Source organism: Psychrobacillus psychrodurans (assembly GCF_050209195.1).
GTDB lineage: Bacteria > Bacillota > Bacilli > Bacillales_A > Planococcaceae > Psychrobacillus > Psychrobacillus psychrodurans.
In genome coordinates this window covers 2984353-3007575 of record NZ_CP189791.1, presented here as the reverse complement: position 1 = coordinate 3007575, position 23223 = coordinate 2984353, and the positions used below count along the sequence as shown (strand labels likewise).

At 35.4% G+C, this 23223-nt stretch carries 22 protein-coding genes; 21 read left to right on the top strand and 1 reads right to left on the bottom strand.

Features of this window, described 5'->3' with window-relative positions:
- Positions 1–75: 75 nt before the first annotated feature.
- The 14 genes from ACQCPR_RS14785 to ACQCPR_RS14720 all read left to right on the top strand — a co-directional run bounded on the left by ACQCPR_RS14785 (position 76) and on the right by ACQCPR_RS14720 (position 13387).
- A complete protein-coding gene (locus tag ACQCPR_RS14785; protein ID WP_090570117.1) occupies positions 76–645 on the top strand; it encodes a TetR/AcrR family transcriptional regulator in 570 nt (189 codons plus the stop codon).
- A 66-nt stretch (positions 646–711) separates the two neighbouring features.
- A complete protein-coding gene (locus tag ACQCPR_RS14780; protein ID WP_090570114.1) occupies positions 712–2901 on the top strand; it encodes a YhgE/Pip domain-containing protein in 2190 nt (729 codons plus the stop codon).
- A gap of 509 nt (positions 2902–3410) precedes the next feature.
- A complete protein-coding gene (locus ACQCPR_RS14775; protein ID WP_090570107.1) occupies positions 3411–3971 on the top strand; it encodes an AAA family ATPase in 561 nt (186 codons plus the stop codon).
- 205 nt (positions 3972–4176) lie between these two features.
- Complete coding sequence (locus ACQCPR_RS14770) at positions 4177–4596, top strand: hypothetical protein (protein WP_090570104.1); 420 nt, start codon at positions 4177–4179, stop codon at positions 4594–4596.
- A 283-nt stretch (positions 4597–4879) separates the two neighbouring features.
- Complete coding sequence (gene fabZ / locus ACQCPR_RS14765; RefSeq protein WP_427137399.1) at positions 4880–5305, top strand: 3-hydroxyacyl-ACP dehydratase FabZ; 426 nt, start codon at positions 4880–4882, stop codon at positions 5303–5305.
- 158 nt (positions 5306–5463) lie between these two features.
- Positions 5464–5901 carry a VOC family protein gene (locus ACQCPR_RS14760; protein ID WP_427137398.1) on the top strand — a complete coding sequence of 146 codons (438 nt, stop codon included), beginning with the start codon at positions 5464–5466 and terminating at the stop codon, positions 5899–5901.
- Positions 5902–6116: 215 nt separating this feature from the next.
- Positions 6117–6989 (top strand): AraC family transcriptional regulator, encoded by an 873-nt coding sequence (locus ACQCPR_RS14755; RefSeq protein ID WP_427137397.1) that lies wholly within the window; start codon positions 6117–6119, stop codon positions 6987–6989.
- 160 nt (positions 6990–7149) lie between these two features.
- Positions 7150–7434 (top strand): hypothetical protein, encoded by a 285-nt coding sequence (locus tag ACQCPR_RS14750; protein ID WP_427137396.1) that lies wholly within the window; start codon positions 7150–7152, stop codon positions 7432–7434.
- A 564-nt stretch (positions 7435–7998) separates the two neighbouring features.
- The gene (gene ltrA, locus ACQCPR_RS14745; protein ID WP_427137395.1) at positions 7999–9327 is read left to right on the top strand and encodes a group II intron reverse transcriptase/maturase; all 1329 of its coding nucleotides are present in this window, start codon (positions 7999–8001) and stop codon (positions 9325–9327) included.
- A gap of 268 nt (positions 9328–9595) precedes the next feature.
- The gene (locus ACQCPR_RS14740; RefSeq protein WP_427137394.1) at positions 9596–10459 is read left to right on the top strand and encodes a class I SAM-dependent methyltransferase; all 864 of its coding nucleotides are present in this window, start codon (positions 9596–9598) and stop codon (positions 10457–10459) included.
- Between the two features lie 156 nt (positions 10460–10615).
- Complete coding sequence (locus ACQCPR_RS14735) at positions 10616–11521, top strand: NAD(P)/FAD-dependent oxidoreductase (RefSeq protein WP_427137393.1); 906 nt, start codon at positions 10616–10618, stop codon at positions 11519–11521.
- Between the two features lie 259 nt (positions 11522–11780).
- On the top strand, positions 11781–12419 hold the full coding sequence (locus ACQCPR_RS14730; protein ID WP_427137392.1) for a nitroreductase family protein: 639 nt from the start codon (positions 11781–11783) through the stop codon (positions 12417–12419).
- A gap of 163 nt (positions 12420–12582) precedes the next feature.
- Entirely contained in the window at positions 12583–13011 is a 429-nt protein-coding gene (locus tag ACQCPR_RS14725; RefSeq protein WP_090566597.1) for a MarR family winged helix-turn-helix transcriptional regulator, read from the top strand.
- 79 nt (positions 13012–13090) lie between these two features.
- Positions 13091–13387: a putative quinol monooxygenase gene (locus ACQCPR_RS14720; RefSeq protein WP_427137391.1), complete on the top strand. Its 297-nt coding sequence runs from the start codon at positions 13091–13093 to the stop codon at positions 13385–13387.
- A 124-nt stretch (positions 13388–13511) separates the two neighbouring features.
- On the opposite strand, the gene yhfH is transcribed toward ACQCPR_RS14720, so the two are convergent.
- Positions 13512–13637 carry a protein YhfH gene (gene yhfH / locus ACQCPR_RS14715; protein WP_093496558.1) on the bottom strand — a complete coding sequence of 42 codons (126 nt, stop codon included), beginning with the start codon at positions 13635–13637 and terminating at the stop codon, positions 13512–13514.
- 122 nt (positions 13638–13759) lie between these two features.
- On the opposite strand from yhfH, the gene ACQCPR_RS14710 reads away from it, so the two are divergent.
- From ACQCPR_RS14710 to ACQCPR_RS14680, 7 genes are all read left to right on the top strand, one after another.
- Positions 13760–14752: a lipoate--protein ligase gene (locus tag ACQCPR_RS14710; protein ID WP_427137390.1), complete on the top strand. Its 993-nt coding sequence runs from the start codon at positions 13760–13762 to the stop codon at positions 14750–14752.
- Between the two features lie 81 nt (positions 14753–14833).
- Positions 14834–15538 carry a response regulator gene (locus ACQCPR_RS14705; RefSeq protein WP_427137389.1) on the top strand — a complete coding sequence of 235 codons (705 nt, stop codon included), beginning with the start codon at positions 14834–14836 and terminating at the stop codon, positions 15536–15538.
- Between the two features lies 1 nt (position 15539).
- Positions 15540–16586, top strand: a complete 1047-nt coding sequence (locus ACQCPR_RS14700; protein ID WP_427137388.1) for a sensor histidine kinase — start codon at positions 15540–15542, stop codon at positions 16584–16586.
- Positions 16546–17316, top strand: a complete 771-nt coding sequence (locus tag ACQCPR_RS14695; protein ID WP_427137387.1) for an ABC transporter ATP-binding protein — start codon at positions 16546–16548, stop codon at positions 17314–17316. The genes ACQCPR_RS14700 and ACQCPR_RS14695 overlap by 41 nt, the downstream gene beginning before the upstream one ends.
- Complete coding sequence (locus ACQCPR_RS14690; protein ID WP_241598980.1) at positions 17291–19222, top strand: FtsX-like permease family protein; 1932 nt, start codon at positions 17291–17293, stop codon at positions 19220–19222. The genes ACQCPR_RS14695 and ACQCPR_RS14690 overlap by 26 nt, the downstream gene beginning before the upstream one ends.
- A 254-nt stretch (positions 19223–19476) precedes the next feature.
- Positions 19477–21024 carry a fatty acid--CoA ligase family protein gene (locus ACQCPR_RS14685; protein WP_427137386.1) on the top strand — a complete coding sequence of 516 codons (1548 nt, stop codon included), beginning with the start codon at positions 19477–19479 and terminating at the stop codon, positions 21022–21024.
- Positions 21025–21156: 132 nt separating this feature from the next.
- Positions 21157–23136, top strand: coding sequence for a S9 family peptidase (locus tag ACQCPR_RS14680; RefSeq protein WP_427137385.1), 1980 nt, complete (start codon positions 21157–21159; stop codon positions 23134–23136).
- The last annotated feature ends 87 nt before the right edge of the window (positions 23137–23223 follow it).

Sequence of the window (23223 nt, the reverse complement as noted above, 5' to 3'; positions counted from 1 at the left end):
TAAGATGAGTGTATTATAATGACTAGATGACCGAAACGGTTTTCTAGTCATTTTTTTTATAGGAGTTGAATATGAATGGATCGTAGGCAGGAAATATTAGAGGCTGCGACAAAATCTTTTTCTCTTTTTGGCTATAAAGCTACTACAATGGAGCAAATAGCTAAAATAGCGAATGTTGGTAAAGGGACAATCTACACTTTTTTTGAAAATAAAGAAGTCCTTTTTCAAGAAATTGTCCTTCGTATTATTGCTGAGATGAAACAAGAAGCGACAAAAGTGATTAAAGAAGATGCTTCTTTCCAAGAAAATGCGTATGCAGCCTTGATGAAAATGCTAGAATTCCGGGATACTCATCAATTGTTTGCTAAAATTATTGCGGAAGAACAGGAATGGAGAACGCCAGCGGTAAAGCAGGTGAAGGCGCAAATAGAACAAGCCATTGTTTCTTTTATCAAACAGAAGATTGATAAGTATATGAATCTAGGAGAAGTTCGCCAGGTAAATAGTGAACTAGTTGCATATTTACTATTAAAAGGGTATTTGGCGTTTGTTAACGACTGGAATTTAACTCACGAAAAACCTTTAACAGAACAGGAAATTACAGACTTTTTTCAAGACACTATTTTCCATAGTCTCATTATTTGAGACTAATTTTTTGGAGTGAAGTGACTAATTGAACGAATTGGTCATACAGTATTAGGAGGAATATTAATGATTAAATCAGAATGGAAAAGTATTTTCACAAATAGAAAGCTACTCATTCCCATAATTGCAGTATTGTTTATACCTGTAATGTATGCAGGAATGTTCCTATGGGCATTTTGGGATCCCTATGCAAATTTAAGTGATTTACCGGTAGCAGTAGTAAATGCCGATGAGGGTGCTGAGTATAACGATACTAGTTTAACTTTAGGGGATGACCTATCAGAGAAGTTAAAAGAAAGTGGACAGTTTAAGTTTGTTTCAGTTTCAAAGGAAGAAGCAGATAAAGGATTAGTAAATGAGGATTATTATTTATTAATTGAAATTCCAGAAAACTTTTCTCAACATGCAACAACATTATTAGACGAAGAACCTCAAAAAATGGTCATTACGTATAAAGCTAATGAAGGATATAATTTCTTATCCTCTCAAATAGGGGAAACCGCAATGGACCGAATTCGTGCGGAAGTAAATAAGCAAGTTTCAGCAACTTATGCGGAACAATTATTTGATTCTATTACGAAATTGGGTGACGGATTTGCTGAGGCATCGGATGGAGCAGGCGCATTAAAAGATGGAGCAGTAGAAATAAATACTGGCGCATCTGATTTAAAAGGCTACTTAGAACAGTTGGCAAGTAGTACAATCGAACTTCGAGATGGCACTAGTACAGTTGTGGATGGTATTCAGAAAGCCGCAACTGGTTCAACCGATCTAAATAGTGGTTTATCCACACTTACAGATGGAACAAAACAATTAGCAGACGGTGTCAATCAAACTGCTACAGGTGCAGAACAATTGAACAGTGGGATTCAAACGTATACAAGTGGAGTAGCTAAACTAAATGAAAGCTATCAATTGCTAAGTGAAAAAGAAAAAGAATTAATAAATTCCTTAGCTACATTACAATCAAGTAGTGTAACTATAAATAATAGTGCAAATCAGTTATCCGAGGGTTCTACTCAGGTAACTGCTGGAATTCAAGCATTATCACAACAATTAAACCAGCTATCAGCGTCATTACCAGCTGAACAGGCAGCACAACTAACAGAAACGATGAAACAGCTAGAAACTGGTAGTTCTTCAGTATCATCAGGTTTAGAAAAGCTGGCTAATGGTACAGCAGCCCTATCAAAAGGAACTACTCAAGTAAGTAGTGGAGCAGGGCAGATTAGTGAGGGTTATAAACAAGCACAGCAGGGAATATCGCAATTGAATAATTCTTCAGGTGCATTAAAGGAAGGTTCAGCAAGCTTAGCAACAGGAACTAGTACTCTAGCTTCTAAGATGAACGAATTAGCAACAGGTGTGCAACAAGCATATGTAGGCTCCAACAATTTAGTAGCAGGTCTAAACGAATTAGCCGCTGGCTCAAGTCAGTTAAAAACAGGTACAGGAACATTAGCAGATAAATCTGGAGAGTTAGCAGATGGTTCATCTAAACTAACAGAAGGAACAGAACAATTAGCAGAAGGAACGGAAACTTTACAATCCAGCTTAATGGATGCTAGTGAGCAATCAAAAGAGGTTTCAGCAAATGATTCAACCTATGACATGGTAGCGTCACCAGTTGACGTGGAAGTTGAAGGAGTGAACGAAGTACCGAACTATGGTACAGGATTTACACCCTACTTCTTATCACTTGGATTATTTGTAGGTGCATTACTTATATCTATTGTATTTCCATTTGTCCAGTCGGCGATTAAGCCTACAGGTGGTGCATCTTGGTTTATAAGTAAGGTATCGGTATTAGGGATAGTTGGGATTATTCAATCTTTAGTAGTTGTAGCTATTGCTTTGTTTGCCTTGAAATTGGAGACACAAAGTGTAGGATTATTTATATTATCAACAATTATTACAAGTTTTACTTATCTAGCTATAGTCCAATTACTTGTAACGGTACTTGGTGATCCAGGTCGCTTTGTTGCAATTGTTATATTAATACTTCAATTGACAACTAGTGCTGGTACGTTCCCATTGGAACTAATACCACAGCCATTGCAAATCTTTAATAAGTTCTTACCGATGACTTATTCGGTGCAAAGCTTTAAAGCTTCCATTTCGACTGGAGACATAAGCCATTTCTGGTCAACTAACGGCGTGTTATTAGGATTTATGTTTGTGTGTCTTGCTCTAACTTTGGGGTATTTCATGCTAGTGTTCAAAAAACGTCACTCTAAAGAAACAGTTGAAGCATAATAATTTGAAGAGGCTGGGACAGAATCCCAAAACAGCATTTTTCTCTGTGAGAAAAATGCTGTTTTTTTGCTGTGCACAAAATTGATTTCCATTCCAGGGACGCTTTCCACGGGGGTGGCCTGAGCCTGTAGTCTCAGGCGTCACGCTATTCCCGTAGGAGTCGCCCACCATTCCAATCAATTTTATTAAATATCCATTATTTAGTAAAGATTTCTTCTTATCCAATAAAATTTCTATTTCTGTCCCAGCATCTTTTCAAAGAACAACTGGCAGTTTGGAAATCAACAATGTTTTTTTAGTTATCACTATCAAATAAATCCCAGGTTTAATAACATTGAGGCATGCGTAGAATGTGCTCCTCCTATAACACTGGATATTTATGTTAAAATAAATATAAGATTGGAAAAATGTTCACTTAAACTAACTAAAGCTTTATTAAAAAAAGTATGATTTTTATTGAACTATAGAAGGAATTATTGAGTTTATGTCGATCATTTGGAGGGAATACGTTGGAGAAATTTGTTTTTATATTTGGACCACAAGCTGTTGGGAAGATGACTGTTGGACAAGAATTATCCGCCATAACAGGTTTAAAACTCTTTCATAACCATATGACCATTGATTTATTAGAACCTCTTTATGGATTTAGTCCTGAAATGTGGCGTCTTACACGCTTATTTCGAAGAGAAATATTTCAATCCTTTTCAAAAATCGATCAATACGGAATGATATTTACTAAAATATGGTATTTTGATCAAAAAGAAGATTGGGACGAAATTGAATACATGTGTAATATTTTTAGTTCTCAAGGGGTTGAGATATATTTCGTAGAATTGGAAGCGGATGTAGAAGAAAGGCTTATTCGAAATAAAACAACTCAACGGCTTGAACATAAGCCAACCAAGCGAAATGTTGAACAATCTGAACAACATTTACTTAGCACATTAGAAAATAGAAGGCTGAATTCAATAGATGGTGAAATTAAAACAAAAAACTACTTGCGAATCAACAATACAAAATTGGATGCAATGGAAGTAGCACATATGATAAAAAAAGAATTTAGCTTCTAGATAAAAAATTATGTAATACTTTATTTAGTAGTAAACACTCAGCTGACAAGTGATAAGGGTTATATTTACTTTTGTCGAATTACCTGAAGCAGGGTAATACCGATGGAGGAGAAAAGGCTGTTATCAAGTGATTACTCTTACTAGGGACACATTTCTTTTGTTCAATAATCAAGTGCGGTAAAACAAACAAAGGAGTTGCGGTAATTTGAAGCGAATATTATTACTTATCTTAATAGTTTGTGGCATTCTAACTGGATGTGAGGGAAATAAAGTTACCATTTCAGAAATTAATATGGAAAAGGTAAATGATAATGTGACAAACTATATTAATATTATAGATAATGATGAAAAAAGTACAGGAACTGGTGTTTATATGTACAACGATTCTAAAAATCAACGCTATTTGTATCTTAATCAAGACTTCTTGAACGATGGAAGAGATTTTGGAGATATAGATATTAAACTAGATGAAAATTCGATTAACATTTATCTGAACGACATTTCAATTTCTGGGGGGGAAGTAGACACATATAAGTTATATAAAATCAATTTAAAAGGGGACTATGAGTACCTGAAAGTTTTTAAAAATGGTGAGGAAACCCATTTTGATGGGATTGGGGCTTAGTAGGTGTTCTGGGCATGATTGTTTTAATATGCGGCATGTCCTAGCAAAATGCGACCATTATTAGATGGTCTATTTTTATATCCAAAACATTAAGGTGATCTCAGATAAGAATTGTGAAATTTTACACTTACACGCTGCATTTTAGTTTAAGAAGGAAAAACTAATTATTTTCTAGAACAGCGGTAGTTTTGTTAAAGAAGCTTAATTTTATAGTATCAACTATTAATACCTAGTGATAAAATTAATTAATAGTCTTAATAATATTGATATGGGGGATTAAATGATGTTAGATACTCAAAAAATTAAGGAAATAATTAGGCATCGATATCCATTTCTATTAGTTGATAAGATTTTGGAATTAGAAGAAGGAAAAAGAGCGGTTGGTATAAAAAATGTGACAGCAAATGAGGAATTTTTTAACGGGCATTTTCCCAACTACCCTGTTATGCCAGGTGTATTAATTGTTGAGGCATTAGCTCAAGTAAGTGCAGTTGTGATGTTAACTAAAGAAGAAAACCAAGGTCGATTAGGGTTATTAGTAGGAATAGATAAATGTCGTTTTAAACAGCAAGTAAAACCAGGAGACCAACTTCGTCTTGAGATTGAAATCACTCGATTAAAAGGACCTATTGGAAAAGGCACAGGTATAGCTACGGTTGACGGGACATTAGTTTGCGAAACAGAAATAACATTTGCGTTTGGTGATTAAAATCACGAGCAATATATGGGTAAATTCGTTTTTCTTATTGAATTAACGGTGCAAGTTAGTTGAATAAGGATATTTCCTATTTTAAGCGAATAATAATTTCAAACATCTTAACACGAATACATGTATTGAAAATAACAGGAGCATAGGAGGTATCAGATATGAAAATCAATAGAATAGATCATGTGAGTATAAACGTAAATGATCTTGCAGAGGCTAAAGCATTTTTTCTTGAGTTAGGACTTGAAGTGCATGCGGAATGGGAATTAGATGGTAAGCAGTTGGATAGAATAATTGGACTAAATGATGTTAAAACGGCATGTGTAGGAATGGGGATGCCAGGTGGTCAAACATGGATAGAGCTAGTCAAATTTTGTACGCAATCAGACGAAAAAGACCTTGAGCTACCCTTTGCAAATACACTGGGTATCCGACATATTTGCTTTGCTGTTGAAGATATTGAAGCTGTTGTTGCAAAATTGAAAAAGAGGGGTACGGAAATCTTTAGTGAGATACAGCAATATGAAGAAACTTATAAGTTATGTTACGTTCGTGGTCCAGAGGGTATTATTTTAGAGTTGGCGGAGAAACTTGGGTAAATATTCAATGGACTTAAAACAATTTATATTTCAAACTTTAAAGATCTCTTATTAAATTATCGGATGCTTTACTTCAAGAAGGAGTAAAGCATTTTTTTCCTATTGAACTAATGCGGCAGTTTAGTAGAAGATGAGTAATCCTACAAAACGGTGCACAGAATGTCGGATGAATACATACAATTCCTGTTATTCTATTGATGAAAGGAGGTCGTATAATGGATTCTCTTAAAAACATGAACGATGCAATGAAGTATATTGAGGAAAACTTAACTAATGAAATAGACTTCAAGATGGTGGCTATGCTGGCTCATTGTTCCGAATATCATTTCAAAAGAATGTTTTCTTTCCTTGCAGGAATTACATTGTCAGAATATATTCGCCGTAGACGACTAAGTTTAGCAGCATTTGAGCTAAATATCAGTAACATAAAAATTATAGATATTGCGATTAAATACGGATACAATTCACCGGACTCTTTTACTAGAGCTTTTCAACATTTACACGGTGTAACACCATCTGAAGCAAGAAACAATGGACAGCAGTTAAAGGCCTATCCACTAATGACCTTTCAATTATCAATTAGAGGAGGAAGAGAAATGAATTATAGGATTGAGCAAAAAGAAGCATTTAACATAGTCGGTATCATGAAAAGAGTTCCTATTATCTTTGAAGGAGAAAACCAGGGAATTACAGAAATGTGGAAGTCTTTGACCATGGAAAAAATAGATCAACTAAAAAAACTCTCTAATGTTGAACCTTTAGGGATGATTCAAGCATCTACAAATTTTTCTGAAGGCCGCATGGAAGAAAAAGGGGAGGTTGATCAGTATATAGGAGTTGCAACTACACAAGAATTCCCCGAACAACTTTCAAAACTAGAAGTTCCTGCTTTAACATGGGTGATATTTGAATCAACAGGACCTTTTCCTAGTACGCTACAGGAAACTTGGGGAATGATTTATTCCGAGTGGTTTCCGTCTTCCAGTTATCAAGTAACAGTAGGACCCGAGATATTGTCGATTAAAACCAAAGATCTAACTTCACCGTCTGTGAAGAGCGAAATTTGGATTCCAGTTTTGAAAAAATAAATTTAATTTTAGATCAATGAGCTGTTTTGGCAGCTCTTTTTTTAATAGATGGGATGATTGAAAGTATGCACTTAAACTAATGCGGAAGGTTAGTGTAACTCTAAAACAAGGGGTGCAGGTTAGTGAAGAAAATTAAAATAACTTAAAAAGGAGTTATTGAATGAAGAAAAAGATTAACATAGGTTCATTTATCTTATCAATAATTTGTATTTTATTATTTCTCCTTGTTTCATTTTCAGGTCTGATTGATTATTCCTTTATGGGTACACACCCTTTAACTCTGGTTTTATATATTACATTGCTAACTTTAATTTTAGGAGTATTAGGTTTTTCAGGTATTCATGATTGGAAGGGAATGGCGAGGAGTGTAACTACAATAATTATTACATTAGGGTTATCAGCGTTTTTGACTTTCGTTATATTTTTTGGAAGTTTATTAAGATAACGAGATGCTTTATTTCATGAAGGAGTAAATGCTTATTTATTGAACTAAAGAGGTAGGTGTGCGGCCGAGCCTAGGTCGTATCATATAGCGGGTGGGATTCCCGTCGAGAAAGAACTAGCCATTCACTCGTAGCGAGTCTTGGAGGGCTAATGGTAACAGTAGCCTTTAAGCGTAGACAGTTAGGTGGCGGGCCGAAAGCCAAATGGTTGAAGGGATTGAGCCCCATAATGTTAGTAAATCGAGAGGGTTGATGCCTTACCTGCGGCAGAAAACTACATTTTATTCTTCGGTAAAGGCAAGAAGGATAAAACCTCTCTGGGGTCAGAGACCTTGGCACGTCACACATGGATATGATACGGCAACTCGGGAGACCCTACCGGTCTCTTCTTAATTGAAGAGTATGGTGTACAAGTGATAATAAGCAAGGAAACCAAATGCCGTTTAGGGAGTCGGATAGCAGCGTAGTACCAATGAAGTTGGGTAATGCTGATGGAGGAAAGGCTGCTACCAAGTTATCACCCTTACTAGGGACACATTTACTACACGCGGAGGTAGGAATACTAAATGGAAACAAAACTATTAAGGATAGCAGAATTAGCAAAATCTGATCCGAAAATGAAATTTACATCTATTGTACATTTACTAAATAAGGAATCTCTAGTTCAATGTCATCTTGAATTACCTAATAAGAAGGCAACGGGGATTAATGGCACAACTAAAGAGCAATACAGTGAAACACTAGAGGAAAATATAGAGGATTTAGTAAGTAGGCTTAAAAGTAAAAGTTATCATCCTGTTCCCGTAAGGAGAATGTATATCCCTAAGCTAAACTCCAATAAGAAAAGACCATTGGGGATACCGGAACACGAAGATAAGATTGTACAGAAAGGCATTACCAAAATACTAAATGCCATCTATGAAAATGATTTTCTAGACTGCTCTTTTGGGTTCCGCCCAAATCGTAACTGCCACGATGCTTTGAAAATATTAAATCATTATATTGAAAAGAAATCAGTAAATTATATAGTAGATGTAGATATTAAAGGGTTCTTTGACAACGTTGACCACATATGGATGATGAAGTTCTTAAAACTGCGAATTGCTGACCCTAACTTACTAAGAATAATTGGTAGGTTTCTTAAAGGTGGATACATGGAGGAAGGAAAGAAATACAAGACAGATAAAGGCACACCGCAAGGTGGAGTCATATCTCCGGTCCTTGCCAATCTGTACCTCCATTATGTCCTGGACCTGTGGTTTGATAAGGAAGTTAGAAAACAGTGTAAAGGAGAAGCATACATAGTTCGTTATGCAGATGATTTTGTTTGTTGCTTCCAATATAAGAGCGAAGCTCAGGAGTTCTATCAATCATTGAAGCTGAGATTACAGAAGTTTAATTTAGAAATAGCGGAGGATAAAACCAAAATAATTCCCTTCGGGAGATTTGCGGAGAAAGATGCAAAACTAAAGGGAAATGGAAAACCTGACACCTTTGATTTCCTAGGTTTTACACACTATTGTGGAAAGAGTAAATCTGGATACTTTCGTGTGAAACGGAAATCAAGCAGGAAAAAGCTACAAGGTAAACTAAAGGAATCGAAGGAATGGATAAAGAATAACCGAAATACTGATATTCATATGATTATGGATAGATTTAAACGCTCTCTTATAGGTTATTACAACTACTATTGCATCACGGATAACACTCCAAGTGTTCACCGCTTTAAAGACAAAATCCAATATTTACTGTTTAGATGGCTCAACAGAAGAAGTCAAAGAAAATCCTTTACCTGGGATAAATTCAATCTCTTTCTTCATAAATATCCGTTACCTTCACCAAGAATTAAGGTGAATATATACAACTTAAGAAAAGAGATTAGCTACATTTTGTGAATGGTGACTAGGAAGAGCCGTGTGCGTAAATAGCGCAAGCACGGTTCTGTGAGGGGGGAGGAACACAATCTACCGTGAGGTAGAGAGGTTCTCTTCTACTCGACTAGTTGAGCAACAAATTATATGCTTATTGTTTGTTTTGAGAATAAAGTACCTTTAACTTGACAATAAAAATACCTAAATTATAATGGATATTACAGACTCCTTAAGTCTTTAATTTTGAGAGAGGATGAAACATATTGCAATCAAATTAAGGAGGGATTTTTTTATGGAAAAGAATTTATTTAAACATCAAGTCTGGAAGTCTGCTTGGGATAATGATCCAAACACTTCTTTAAGAATTATGCAAAGACTAGGTCAGGGTAATTTTCAAACAGAAGAGTTCAAAAAATGGGCGATATCATATGATAAAAATTCCTTTAGCCATGAAGGTAGACAACGTAGTAATAGAATCTTGACATGGATTGAAGATCAAGTTGTTTCCTTTAAGGATCTTTCTGTTTTAGACATTGGTGCCGCATCTGGTGTATTCAGTATTCCTTTTGCAGAAAAAGGAGCAAATGTTACTGCGATAGAACCTTCTCCTGAACTATCTATTATGCTAGAAAAAAACTCTATGAACTACTCAGTTCAAGTGAATATTATACAAAAACCATTTGAAGAAATATCAACAGATAAACATAATCAATCATACGATCTTGTTTTTGCATCAATGTGTCCAGCTATGAAGGATTGGGAGATGGTGGAGAAAGCATTAAGTTTTGCCAAGAAATTTTGCTATATAAGCATGATGGGTGGACCAAAAGAAAACCACTTAATGGATGAACTTTTACCGATTATAGATTTAGAACCAAGGGAAATAGGTTCCTCTGATATGGCATATCTTTTACAATTACTCTATGTTAACGGTTATTCATATCAAACGTTAATTGAAAAACAAATGAAAACTATAAAAATAGATATAGATAGCGCTGTAGATAATTTAACAGAGTGGTTCATTGAATATGGGATTCCAGTAGAAGAAAAGTTACTTAAAAAATCTGAAAAATATTTACGTGAAACTTATGAAGATGAAATCTCGTTAAAGATGGGCGGAAGGTTCGGAAAAGTTCTTGTTCATTTGGACGATTAAGAAATCAATACTATTTGATAAAATATAATGCTTATCATTATGAAAATTAGCATTGTATAGATATAGATTAATAAATGATGTATATAACATTTTTTTACTTTAATTATAGATATAAAAGATCTCTTATGGTTGTTATAAAAATAGGGAGGTAATAAAATGAACGTATTTGATTGTATCGTTATTGGTGGGGGCCCATCTGGTTTAAGTGCTAGTTTAACTTTAGGTAGGGCTAGGAGAAAAATTGCATTATTTGACGATGGAACGAATAGGAATAGAGTCACACATGAGTCACATGGATTTATTACTCGAGATAGGATAAAACCGCAAGAGTTCAAAGAAATAGGCCTAAAAGAATTGGAGAGGTATCCATCCATATCATATTTTAAAGCAACAATTACTGAAATAATTAAGGATATAGATAATGATAGATTTATTGTCAAAACACATGATGGTCAGGAATGTGTTACAGAAAAGATTATGTTGGCTACAGGTATTCAAGAGGTATTTTCTATTCAAAGTGTAAGAGATTATTATGGGAAAAGCCTTTTTAGTTGTCCTTATTGTGATGGTTGGGAGCTAAGGGATAAGCCATTAATTATAATGGCAGAAAAAGAAGAGCATGCACTGCATATGGCTAAATTAATTTATAACTGGTCCCAGGATTTAGTTGTCTTAACGAACGGAGTTCAGCTATCTAAAGATGGAGTTACAGAGTTACAAAAACGCAATATCAAAATTAAATCAGAGCCGATTAAAAACTTAATAGGTAATAATGGTTATCTACAAAAAATTGAATTTGTAACAGGAGAAACGATATTTAGATCAGGTGGGTTTGTTGTTCCATCTTTTTATCGTCCAAATAAATTTGCTGAGATACTAGAGTGTGAAATTCAAGAAAATGGTACAGTTGTAACAGATGGTGTTGGTAGAACTACACAAAAGAACATTTATATTGCGGGAGAAACTGAAAAATCGGGACCCTCCTCATTAATTATTTCTGCGGCCGACGGCAATAAAGCTGCTGTTTCCGTTAATACCGATTTAACTATGGAACGTTTTTGATAAAGTAAAAATGTCCTCCCTTTAGTCAAACCGAGTGATTTTTAAAAAATGACATCAAAATACAATGAGTTGGAGATGCACTTTCCAGCTCATTTTAATGTGCATTTTGAATCAACCTTATCTTTAGCATAGACCTTTTATTATTAAAATTAGAGTAATAGAATCTTAAGTATTGCATATTTCATCAATTTATATTATATTAATTGATGCATCAATAATTGACGCGTCAATTAATATGATAAAAAGGAGTAAATACAATATGCTAAAATATCAAAAAACAAATGATTTTAATGAAATTGTATACGGTCGTCGTTCCATTAAGGTATATGACCCCTCGGTTAAAATCAGCCGTGAAGAAATGACCGAAATTATAGCTCAAGCTTCAAAAGCTCCATCTTCTATTAATTTTCAGCCTTGGAGATTTGTAGTCGTTGACAGTGAAGAAGGAAAAGCAAAGCTTGCAACACTTGCCAAATTCAACAAGGATAAAGTATTAAGTTCGTCTGCGGTGATCGCTGTCTTCGGTGACCGAAATAATTTTGATTATGCCGAAGAGATATTTAGCAAAGCGGTTCAACTTGGATATATGCCTCAAGAAGTTAAAGAAGCACAATTAAATTATTTTAAACCGTTTTATGAAAATATGTCCGATGAGCAAATGAAAGATATAGTTATGCTGGATGCAGGTCTTGTTTCCATGCAACTTATGCTAGTAGCTCGTTCATTCGGGTATGATACGAATCCTATCGGTGGATATGAGAAAGACAAGATTGCTGAAGCTTATGGTCTGGACAAAGAACGTTATATACCGATTATGTTAATTTCCATTGGTAAAGCCATTAATGAAGGTTATCAATCATATCGTCTGCCTGTCGATACAACTACGATCTGGAAATAAGATAGAACCTTTTGAATATAAATTGGTGGATAAGTTACCATTTCGAGTTGTACTTTAAAAAAAATTATATTATATTTTATTGACAGGTCAATAATTGAGGATTCAATAAAGTAGTAGACACTCGTATATGTTGGCCACATAAAACTATTTAGGAGGTCAAATGATGCGTTGTTCACTATCTAATCATGAACAAATCTTACATCTGCTTAAAGGGCTTAATAATCAAATTAGCCCTAAATTTGAACGGTGCACAGGCATTAGCTCTTCACGCTATGAATTGCTACACCAGCTGTATGAAACAGATGAAATCAATCAGTCCACCTTGCAAAAAGCTGTTAATATAGATAGTGCTGCTATTACTCGTCATCTAAAACAACTTGAGGCAAACGGAATGGTCGCTAGACGAAGAAATCCTAACGATAATAGAGTGATATTTGTTCGTCTTACAGAGGAAGGGCGCAAACAAATTGTTGGTTACAAAAAAGAAAAGGTTAATTTCGTAAACCAAATGCTTCATGATTTTAACGAAGAAGAATTGGAATCCCTATCTGACATGCTTAATCGTATGCAAAATAACATAAGTGAATACTAGAATTTTCAACTTCAATTGAATAGGATCTTATCAATTGTAAGTCTTAAGTATAAATAATCTAACATAAAGGATGATAACTATGATTATAATTCATGCACATCTCCAGGTAAAAATGGATCAAGAACAAGCATTCTTGGAAGAAGCAAAAACACTTCTTGCAGCAACAAGAGCTGAAAAAGGTAATATTAGCTACGATTTGATGAAATCTACTGACCAAGATTATCATTATACAATGATTGAACTTTGGGAAGATGTAGAGGCTACTAAAGTCCATAATACGAGTGAACATTTCACAGCTTTCATTCAAAAAGCTCCGTCTTTTATGGCCGCATCGATGGACCTAAAAGTATTTGACGGAGAACTTGTACAAGCATAAATTTTATATTAAATACCAAACACCTCAAGGATTAAATCCTTGGGGTGTTTGTTTTTGATCATATTTTATTTGATAAAAAATCCCACTAGTCAGGGGAGAATTTAGTGGGCAGTTCTTTCAATTATTAAAGTGTCGTGCATTTATCACAGTGGTTCCCGTAGCATTCATGTTGTTCTTCTATTGTTTCACCACATGTTGCACATTTCTTAGCGGGCAGGTTACGGAAAAATTCAATTACGTTTTCTAACATAGTTGTTCCACCTCCATCTGTTATATAACTGCTTTAATTGTTTTCATTGTAGTATAACACAGTTCGATTTGTCAACATATTAACTGAACTTTTGATAAAATAATTATAAAGGAGAGATGAACATGTATTTTATTGATAATAAAGGAATTACAGATCCACGTATTAACTTAGCAATTGAGGAGTACGCATTAAACACAATGGACGTTGAAAAGGATTCTTTTCTTCTGTTTTACATAAATCAGCCTTCTATTATTATTGGGAGAAACCAAAATACAATTGAAGAAATAAATACTGATTTTGTAGAGAAAAATGGCATTATCCCAGTTCGTAGACTTTCTGGTGGGGGTGCTGTGTACCATGATTTAGGAAACCTGAATTATAGCTTTTTAACAAAGGATGACGGAGAGAGCTTCCGTAACTTTAAAAAGTTCACACAGCCTGTTATAGATGCACTTGCAAAAATGGGTGTAAATGCAGAGTTGTCTGGAAGAAACGATATTTTGGCTGAAGGGAAAAAAATCTCTGGGAATGCTCAATACTCTACTCGTGGACGTATGTTCAGCCATGGAACATTGATGTTCGATACAGAAATAGATGCTGTTGTATCTGCCTTAAAGGTAAGCAAAGAAAAAATTGAATCTAAAGGTATTAAATCAATTCGTAGTCGTGTTACGAATATAATCGAGCTATTAGAAAATCCAATGACAGTCGAAGAATTCCGTTTAGAACTTCTCGCTTCCATTTTTGAAGGGGAAGAAAATATACAATATTGGGAGCTAACAGAGCAGGACTGGGAGAATATCCATAAGCTTTCAGAAGAGCGTTATCAACAATGGGATTGGAACTACGGTAAATCACCTAAATTCAATATGAAGCATTCGCACCGCTTCCCAGTTGGAGGCGTAGATGTTCGTTTAGATGTAAATAAAGGAATGATTGAAGAAGTGAAAATCTTCGGAGATTTCTTCGGTGTAGGTGATATGGCTGAAGTAGAACAGCTTCTAACTGGAAAACCGTACAGCAAAGAAGGAATCGAAACTGCATTAACAAACATAGACGTCCCTAAATACTTCGGTGGTATTACAAAAGAAGAGCTTGTACAATTAATTTATTAATAAATGGAAGAGAGTCTGACGTATGTTGGGCTCTTTTTTGATATGATAAAGTAAGAACTGTTTTTGTGGAGGAGGATTATTGTGACAACGCATCGTGTGTTAGTTGTAGAGGATGATCGAAAGATAGCATCTCTACTTGCAGATACTTTAAGGAAATATCATTACGAGGTGCATACTATAGAGGATTTTGAACAAATAGTGGAGGAGTTTACTGCGTTTGATCCTCATATTGTGTTGCTGGATGTAAATTTACCATCGTATGATGGATATTATTGGTGTCGCCAATTGCGCCAATTAACTACTTGCCCGATTATATTCGTTTCTGCGAGATCTGGTGAAATGGATCAAATATTTGCGCTAGAAAATGGTGGAGATGATTTTATCACGAAGCCTTTTCATTATGAAATCGTCCTAGCTAAAATAAGAAGTCATTTGAGAAGAACGTATGGTGAATATGCCGCGAAGCAGGAAGAAAGAGTTATCAAGGTTGGCAGGTTACAGCTTTATATGGAACGAATGGAGTTACATACCGTACATGGTGAAATTCCGCTTCAGAAGAAAGAGTGTACGATATTGGAATTATTGTTAAAAAGCCATCCGAAGCTAGTGACTAGGGAGCAGCTATTAGAGGAGCTTTGGGATGACCAGTCATTCGTTGATGAGAATACATTAAATGTAAATATGACAAGAGTTCGAAAAAAGTTAAGTGACTATAATATTTTGTCTACTATTGAGACTGTTAGAGGAGCAGGATACAGATTAATCCTGAGCCCGGAGGAGTCATAATATGATTCGATTGTTTATAAAGGAGCATTTAGTTTTTTTAGTTTTTCAGGTTTTATTAGTATTATTTGTAATGCTGCTATATTGGCTGGATGGTTTCCGAAATGTAGATACTGCGGTGTATTCCATTGTTATTACTAGTATATTGACCTTGACCTTTTTAGGGACATTATTTGTAAAAAAGTATGCATTCTATAAAAAGATCCTATCTGTGCCTACTAAGATTGAGGTTGTTTTGCAACGAGAGGCGCAGTCCCCGGAGATAAAACAAATCGAGAAGTATTTGCAGCATATTTATCGTTTGTATCAAAAGGAAGTACAACTTCTATATGCTAGGCAAAATAGACATTTACAATTTATGAATAGCTGGGTACATCAGATGAAAACACCTATTTCGGTTATAGAGCTGATGACTCAAGGGAATGATCAAGTAGATGCAGCTGGTGTTTCTGAAGAAATGGATCGACTGAAGCGTGGTCTGGATGCAGTTCTGATGAATGCTCGGTTAGATACATTTGAAGAAGATATGCAAATTGAACAAATTGATATAAAACAGCTTGTTATGGAAGTGGTATCTAGTAACAAGCGATTATTTATAGGAAGTCATGTATTTCCGGTTATTTCTATAGAAGAAAATTGTATGGTTACTTCAGATTCGAAGTGGTTACGGTTTGTAATAGCTCAATTTTTAACAAATGCGATTAAATATACTTTTGAGGAAAACAAAAAGGTTTACTTTGAAACTACGTTTGAACATAATCAGGTCATTTTATCCGTAAGAGATGAAGGAATTGGCATACCTGTCTCAGATATGAAAAGAGTGACAAGAGCTTTTTTCACTGGAGAAAATGGCAGGAAAACTGGTGAATCTACTGGAATGGGATTATATTTGGCACAGGAAATTTGTCATAGATTAGGACATGAGATGAAAATAATATCAACAGTGGGAGAAGGAACGACAGTATCGATTGTATTTGAACAACAAGAAACTTCAGAACGAGGTGAGCTCGATGTCGATATTAACACTGGAAGAAATAACGAAGGTATATGAGGGGAAAGTCGCGCATCTAGCGATAAATCAACTAAGCTTCGAGGTAGAAAAGGGAGAATTCCTTGCAGTTATGGGCCCATCAGGTAGTGGGAAAACAACTCTACTCAATTTGATATCAACAGTCGATAACCCAACTTCAGGAGATATGACGATTAATGGCTTAGATCCTATGAAATTGAAAAGCAATGATTTGTCATTATTCCGGAGAAGACAGCTTGGCTTTGTTTTTCAGGACTTTAATCTACTTTCAGCATTAACTGTGGAAGAGAATATGGTATTGCCATTAACATTAGATGAACAGCCGATAAATGTGATGAAACAAAAAGTTAATAGCATAGCGGAACAGCTTGATATTACCTCTATTTTAGAAAAAAGACCATTTGAAATTTCAGGGGGACAAGCGCAAAGAACAGCAATTGGACGCGCTTTAATACATGAACCTTCTATTATACTGGCAGATGAGCCAACCGGAAATCTGGATTCAAAAGCTGCAAAAGATGTGTTAGAACTGTTATCTAATGTCAATAAAAGAAGTAATACGACCATTATTATGGTGACACATGATCCGATTGCTGCAAGCTATTGTGATCGTGTTTTGTTTATAAAGGATGGCGAGTATTTTAATGAAATATATAAAGATGACCGAAGACAAACGTTCTTTCAACGTATTTTAAATGTCTTATCTTTACTGGGTGGAAATGTAAATGACCTTTCGACAATTCGCTTATAATAATGTCATTCGAAATGCACGCGTATATGCTGCATTCTTATTGGCGAGTATTTTTTCAGTTCTAGTATTTTTCGTCTATTCAATGTTAATGTTTCATCCCAATATTGAAGATCAATTTTTACAGAATATCGCTTTTGGCGGAATGTTCATTGCACAGGTTATTTTAATAATATTCACTTTGTCTTTTTTATTTTATTCGATGAGTGCTTTTCTAGAGGCTCGTTCACAGGAATTTGGAGTCCTATTAAATTTAGGGATGGACAAGCGTCAGCTTAATCGGATGATTTTCTTAGAAACGATGATATTAGGGTTTATATCAACAACTGTAGGTATCTTTTTTGGATTTGCTTTTTCTAAGTTTTTCTTTATGGTTATTCGAGAGATGTTTTTACTTGATAATCTACCGTTATATTTGTCATGGAAGCCTTTTACATTGACTATTCTTGTATTTTTATCATTGTATATCATTATTTCCTTTGGTAGCTCAGTATTTATTCGTAAAAAGAATATAATTCAGCTTCTAAAAGGATATGGTAAACAAAATGAACAAGAGGCTTACAGTAAGGGAAGGGCAGTGTTAGGATTATTACTGCTTTTCACTGCTTATAGTTTAGTTTTATTATCTCTTTTTCAAATTAAAGTATATATGAGCTTTATCATTATTTTCCTGGCATTGGTTGGCACTTATCTGTTCTATACAGATAGTGTTTTGTATTTGTTAGGGATTATTCGAAAGCGTAAGAATTTGTACTGGCATTCATTTCGATTGATAGCATTTGCAGAAGGTTCTATTAAAATAAGAGAAAATGCTCGAATGTTTTTCATAGTAACGGTTGTGTCGACAATAGCTTTTCTTTCAGTAGGTGTTGTAACTTCGTTTACTTCTTTTACAGCGCAATATAGGGAAATGAATCCGGTCAGTATTTTCTATTCAAGTAATTGGGATAATCCTTTTGAGGAAGAGCATGTGATGAAACTATCTCAGGAGCTTCAAAGGGAGGGGTTGTCTTATGACTTAGTTAAGCTCTCTGTAAAAAAACAAACTTCTTCTAATTTACGTAGCCAAGTAAATCTTATAAAAGAATCGGAAGTAAATAGTTTAGCGGTTGCATTGAAAATTCCTTTGATCGACCTGCAAAATGGGGAAGCAATGATCATACCGAATAGACGTGAAGACTACGAAGGCTTAAGGATTGAAGACGAGCAAACGGTGCTAGAGGAAAGCAGTGTACCTATTCAGATTAAAGGGGTCTATGATCGCTTGATCTTCCCATCCATTGCCCTTAAAAATAGATCGTTAATCATTAGTGATGAGGATTACGAACTTATTACTGAGCCTTTATATGGATATGGCTTAAGGGAGTCAAACATAACATTTTATGCTTTTCATGTTTCCGAGTGGCTTCGCACGAAGGATGTTGGCACTGACTTAGACAGAATTATGACACAAACCATGGGAACTTCAGATATAAATCCCAATGCTTACTATTTCTTTAATCCTGGCTTAAATTATTCTATCATCCGTGCTACATTCTCTTTATTGTTATTTACAGGTTTACTTGTAGCAGCAGTATTACTGCTTGCAGCCGGGAGTTTTGTATACTTTAAGCTTTATACAGATTTAGAGCGCGATAAAAAACAATATGATGTACTTCGTAGAATGGGCGTTACGGATCGAGAGTTAGTGAAAATAGTAAATCGCCAGTTAATTCCTCAGTTTTTCCTGCCTTGGGGATTGGCTATGGTGCATAGTACGTTTTCGTTTATGTTTTTACAAGCATTTTGGGTCGACTTAGCAGCAGTTTCCATAGCAATGGAAATGTTACTTGTATTAATAGCATTCACTATTATTCAAGTTTCTTATTTCTTTTTGATTCGTTGGAGATACATTTCCCATATACAATAGTGAAAAGAAGGTTACAGGAGTAGCCTTCTTTTTTGGGTATAAGAACTTTTTAATACGGCAACAGAACTAGTAACAATTTTATTCAGCAACTCTTAAAGTATGAAATTAAAGTATTTAGAAATAAAATATCAAATCAAATTAGCGCAAGTAATGTGCATATTCTAGTTTTTCTTGAATTGTCAAAACTTTTCTTATATAATGAATACGGGGATAATGAATGGTCATTCATTCAAAAAAAGATGGGAGACGAGAGTATGAGTTTAGTTTCACGTGTTCAACAGATTGCTAGTGAGCATCCGGAGAAGGTTGCCTATCATTTTATGGGGAAAGATACTACATACGAAGAATTCGATCAGTCAGTTGAGCTATTTGCAGGGGCATTAAAGTCAATTGGTGTGGAAAAAGGCGATAATATTGGTTTTTTACTAGGGAACTCACCACATTTTTTAATTTCTTTATATGCTACTATGCGAATTGGTGCGACGGCAGTTCCGATTAATCCAATTTATTCGCCAGATGAAATCAGTTACATTGTAAAAAACAGTGATGCTAAGGTAATTATTGCTCTAGATGCATTATTGCCTTTAGTAGAGAAAGCCGCTGGAGTTTTCACTTCGGTTAAAAATTACATTATTTGTGAAACGCAGCCAGATACTGTTCAAAAACTAGCTGATTTACCAGAAGAATTGAAGACAAAAGTGAAACCGTTTTCAATGATGATTTCTTCATCTATACTGGGTACTTCTGCAGTGGATACAGACCCAGATGATATTGCTGTAATCTTATATACTTCTGGAACTACTGGTCATCCAAAGGGTGCAATGTTAACATACAATAATATTTACTCTAATGCTCGTGATGTTGCAGAATACTTGAAGATTAATACAGAAGATCGTGTAATAACAACTTTACCTGTATTTCATGTGTTTGCACTAACAGTAGTTGTGAATGCGCCATTACTAATGGGGGCAACCCTTCTATTAATTCCAAGATTTACCCCACAAGAAGTGTTTAGTGTGGCAAAAGAGCATCAAGCAACAGTATTTGCAGGTGTTCCAACCATGTATAATTTCTTGTATCAATTTCCGGAAGCCAATGTAGAAGATTTTTCAAGTATTCGCTTAGCAATTTCGGGTGGATCTTCATTGCCAGTTGCACTGTTACATAACTTTGAAAACAAGTTCAATGTTCGTGTATCAGAAGGATATGGTTTGTCGGAGGCATCACCGGTAACATGCTTTAACCCAATAGACCGTGATCGTAAGCCAGGTTCAATCGGAACAAATATCGTAAATGTGGAAAATAAAATCGTCAATGAACTTGGAGAAGAAGTTCCAATAGGTGAGGTAGGAGAACTGATCGTTCGCGGACCTAACGTCATGAAGGGTTACTACAAGATGCCGGAAGAAACAGAAAGTGCAATCCGCGATGGCTGGTTATATACTGGAGATCTTGCAAGACAAGACGAGGAAGGCTATTTCTTTATCGTTGACCGAAAAAAGGATATGATTATCGTTGGTGGCTATAATGTATATCCACGTGAAGTAGAGGAAGTGCTATTTACACATTCTAGTATAGTTGAGGCAGCAGTTGTCGGAATTCCTGATCCAAACTTTGGAGAGGAAGTGCTTGCATTTGTTGTTAAAAAAGATCCTACGTTGACAGAACAACAGTTACAAGACTATTGTGCAGAAAAACTAGCAAAATATAAAGTGCCTAAGAAGTTTGAATTCTTAGAGGAACTTCCTAAGAATACAACGGGTAAAATCCTACGACGCTCTTTAAAAGCACAAACAGTTTAAAAGATAAATTTATCGCTCCTCATGTAATCCTGAGGAGCTTTTTTTATAGACTTTCATAGAAACTAGAAGGAAAAAGATTTCGAATGTCGAAATAAATAGTGAGAGTAGATTTAAATAGAGGGGGATTTTTAAATGATTAAAAGAAAACTAGAAGCAACCGATTTATTTGCAATACAATCGATAACAAATCCTGTGATTTCACCAAACGGAAATGAGGCAGTTTTCATTCGTACGGAAATGCACAAAGAGGATAATAAATACTATGCTTATTTATATCACGTAGATATCGAAACGGATGAAATAACTCAATGGACCCATTCGAAAGAAAAAGTGTCATCCCCTAAATGGTCAGCAGATGGGAAACAACTAGCATTTCTTTCAAATCGTGATAAGAAAAATCAGATTTATATTATGTCAGCTAGAGGTGGAGAAGCAAAACGGCTTACAAAATTTAAAGAAGGTGTTTCTAGTTTTATTTGGTCTCCTTGTAGTAAAAAGATTTGGTTCTCTGCTTCCTTTAAAGATGGGGAAAGTTGGACGGACGATGCTGAAAAGGAAGATAAGAAACTACCGGAAGCTTATATTGTTGAAAAAATGAAATATCATAGTGATGGTGTAGGTTTGTTACCTAAAGATACAAACCGACAAATTGGATCTATCGTTATAGCATCTGGAGAAGTTAAAGCTTTTACAGATGGTACATTTAATCATAGTCTTCAGGCAATTTCTCATGATGGAAAAAAACTAGTAATCGGTGTGAATCGTGATGAAAATCAAGATTTTTCATTCCGTGAGCCTATATTATTAATCGATGTTGAAACGAAAAAAGAAACGGTAATTATTGAAGAAAGCGGATATTTTGGAGGAGCAACATTCTCAGCAGATGATCAATATATTGCCTTTGGAGGAATGCTCCACACATTTAAAAATGCAACACATGCAGAGGTGTATGTATATGAAGTGAGAACTGGCAAACTTCAAATACTTACTGAAGGTATTGATGCTCCAGTTGGCGATTATGCAGGAGCAGATATTCAACAAGGAGCAAGTGCACCCGATGTTGTTTGGACAGAGCAGAATCACCTCTATTTCCAACTATCCACAATGGGGGATGTACGTTTGTATTTCGCGTCTCTTGAAGGGGAGATTTACCCAGCAACACCGGAAAACGAGCATGTATATGGATACGATATTGCAGGTAATGGAACCTTTGCTCTTGCGACAATAAGTAATGCAATATTTCCCGGGGAATTATTTAAACTAAATTTGGCGACTGGTGAAAGAATTGCTCTCACTAAATTTAACGAAGAGTTGTTAAATGAAGTAGAGCTTGTCGAACCAGAAGCCATTGTGTATAAAGGCCTTAATGATTGGGATGTCCACGGTTGGTTAATGAAACCAACAGGCTACCAGGACGGAAATAAGTATCCACTTATTGTAGAAGTTCATGGTGGACCTCATACGATGTATGCGAATACATTTTTCCATGAGCTACAACTATTAGCGGCGCAAGGATATGGAGTTTTATATGTAAATCCACGTGGAAGTCATTCATATAGTCAACAATTTGTTGACGCTGTGCGCGGAGATTATGGTGGTGGTGACTATGAAGATATCATGGCTGGAGTAGATTATGTGTTGAAGGAAAATGATTGGATTGACAAAGACCGCTTAGGTGTAACCGGTGGGAGCTACGGTGGGTTTATGACAAACTGGATTGTAGGGCATACAAATCGCTTTAAAGCAGCGGTTACGCAACGTTCGATTTCAAATTGGATCAGTTTTTATGGAGTTTCTGATATTGGATACTACTTCACACCATGGCAGATTGGTACCGATATGACGGATATTGATAAACTATGGGATGCGTCTCCGCTCAAATACGCAGCTAACGTAGAAACACCTTTATTGATATTGCATAGCGAAAATGACTATCGTTGTCCTATCGAACAAGGGCAACAGCTATATATTACGTTAAAAGCTATGGGGAAAGAGACAAGTTTCGTGCGTTTCCCGCAATCTGATCATAATTTATCTCGAGTAGGACTGCCTAATTTAAGACAAATACGACTAGATCAAATCACGAGCTGGTTTGCCAAATATATTGGTTAACAGAAAAGACCCCGTCATTTCGATAATGAAATGACGGGGTTTTGTTGTATTGGATGATCCCGCCAAATAATTGGCCGAATCCAACCT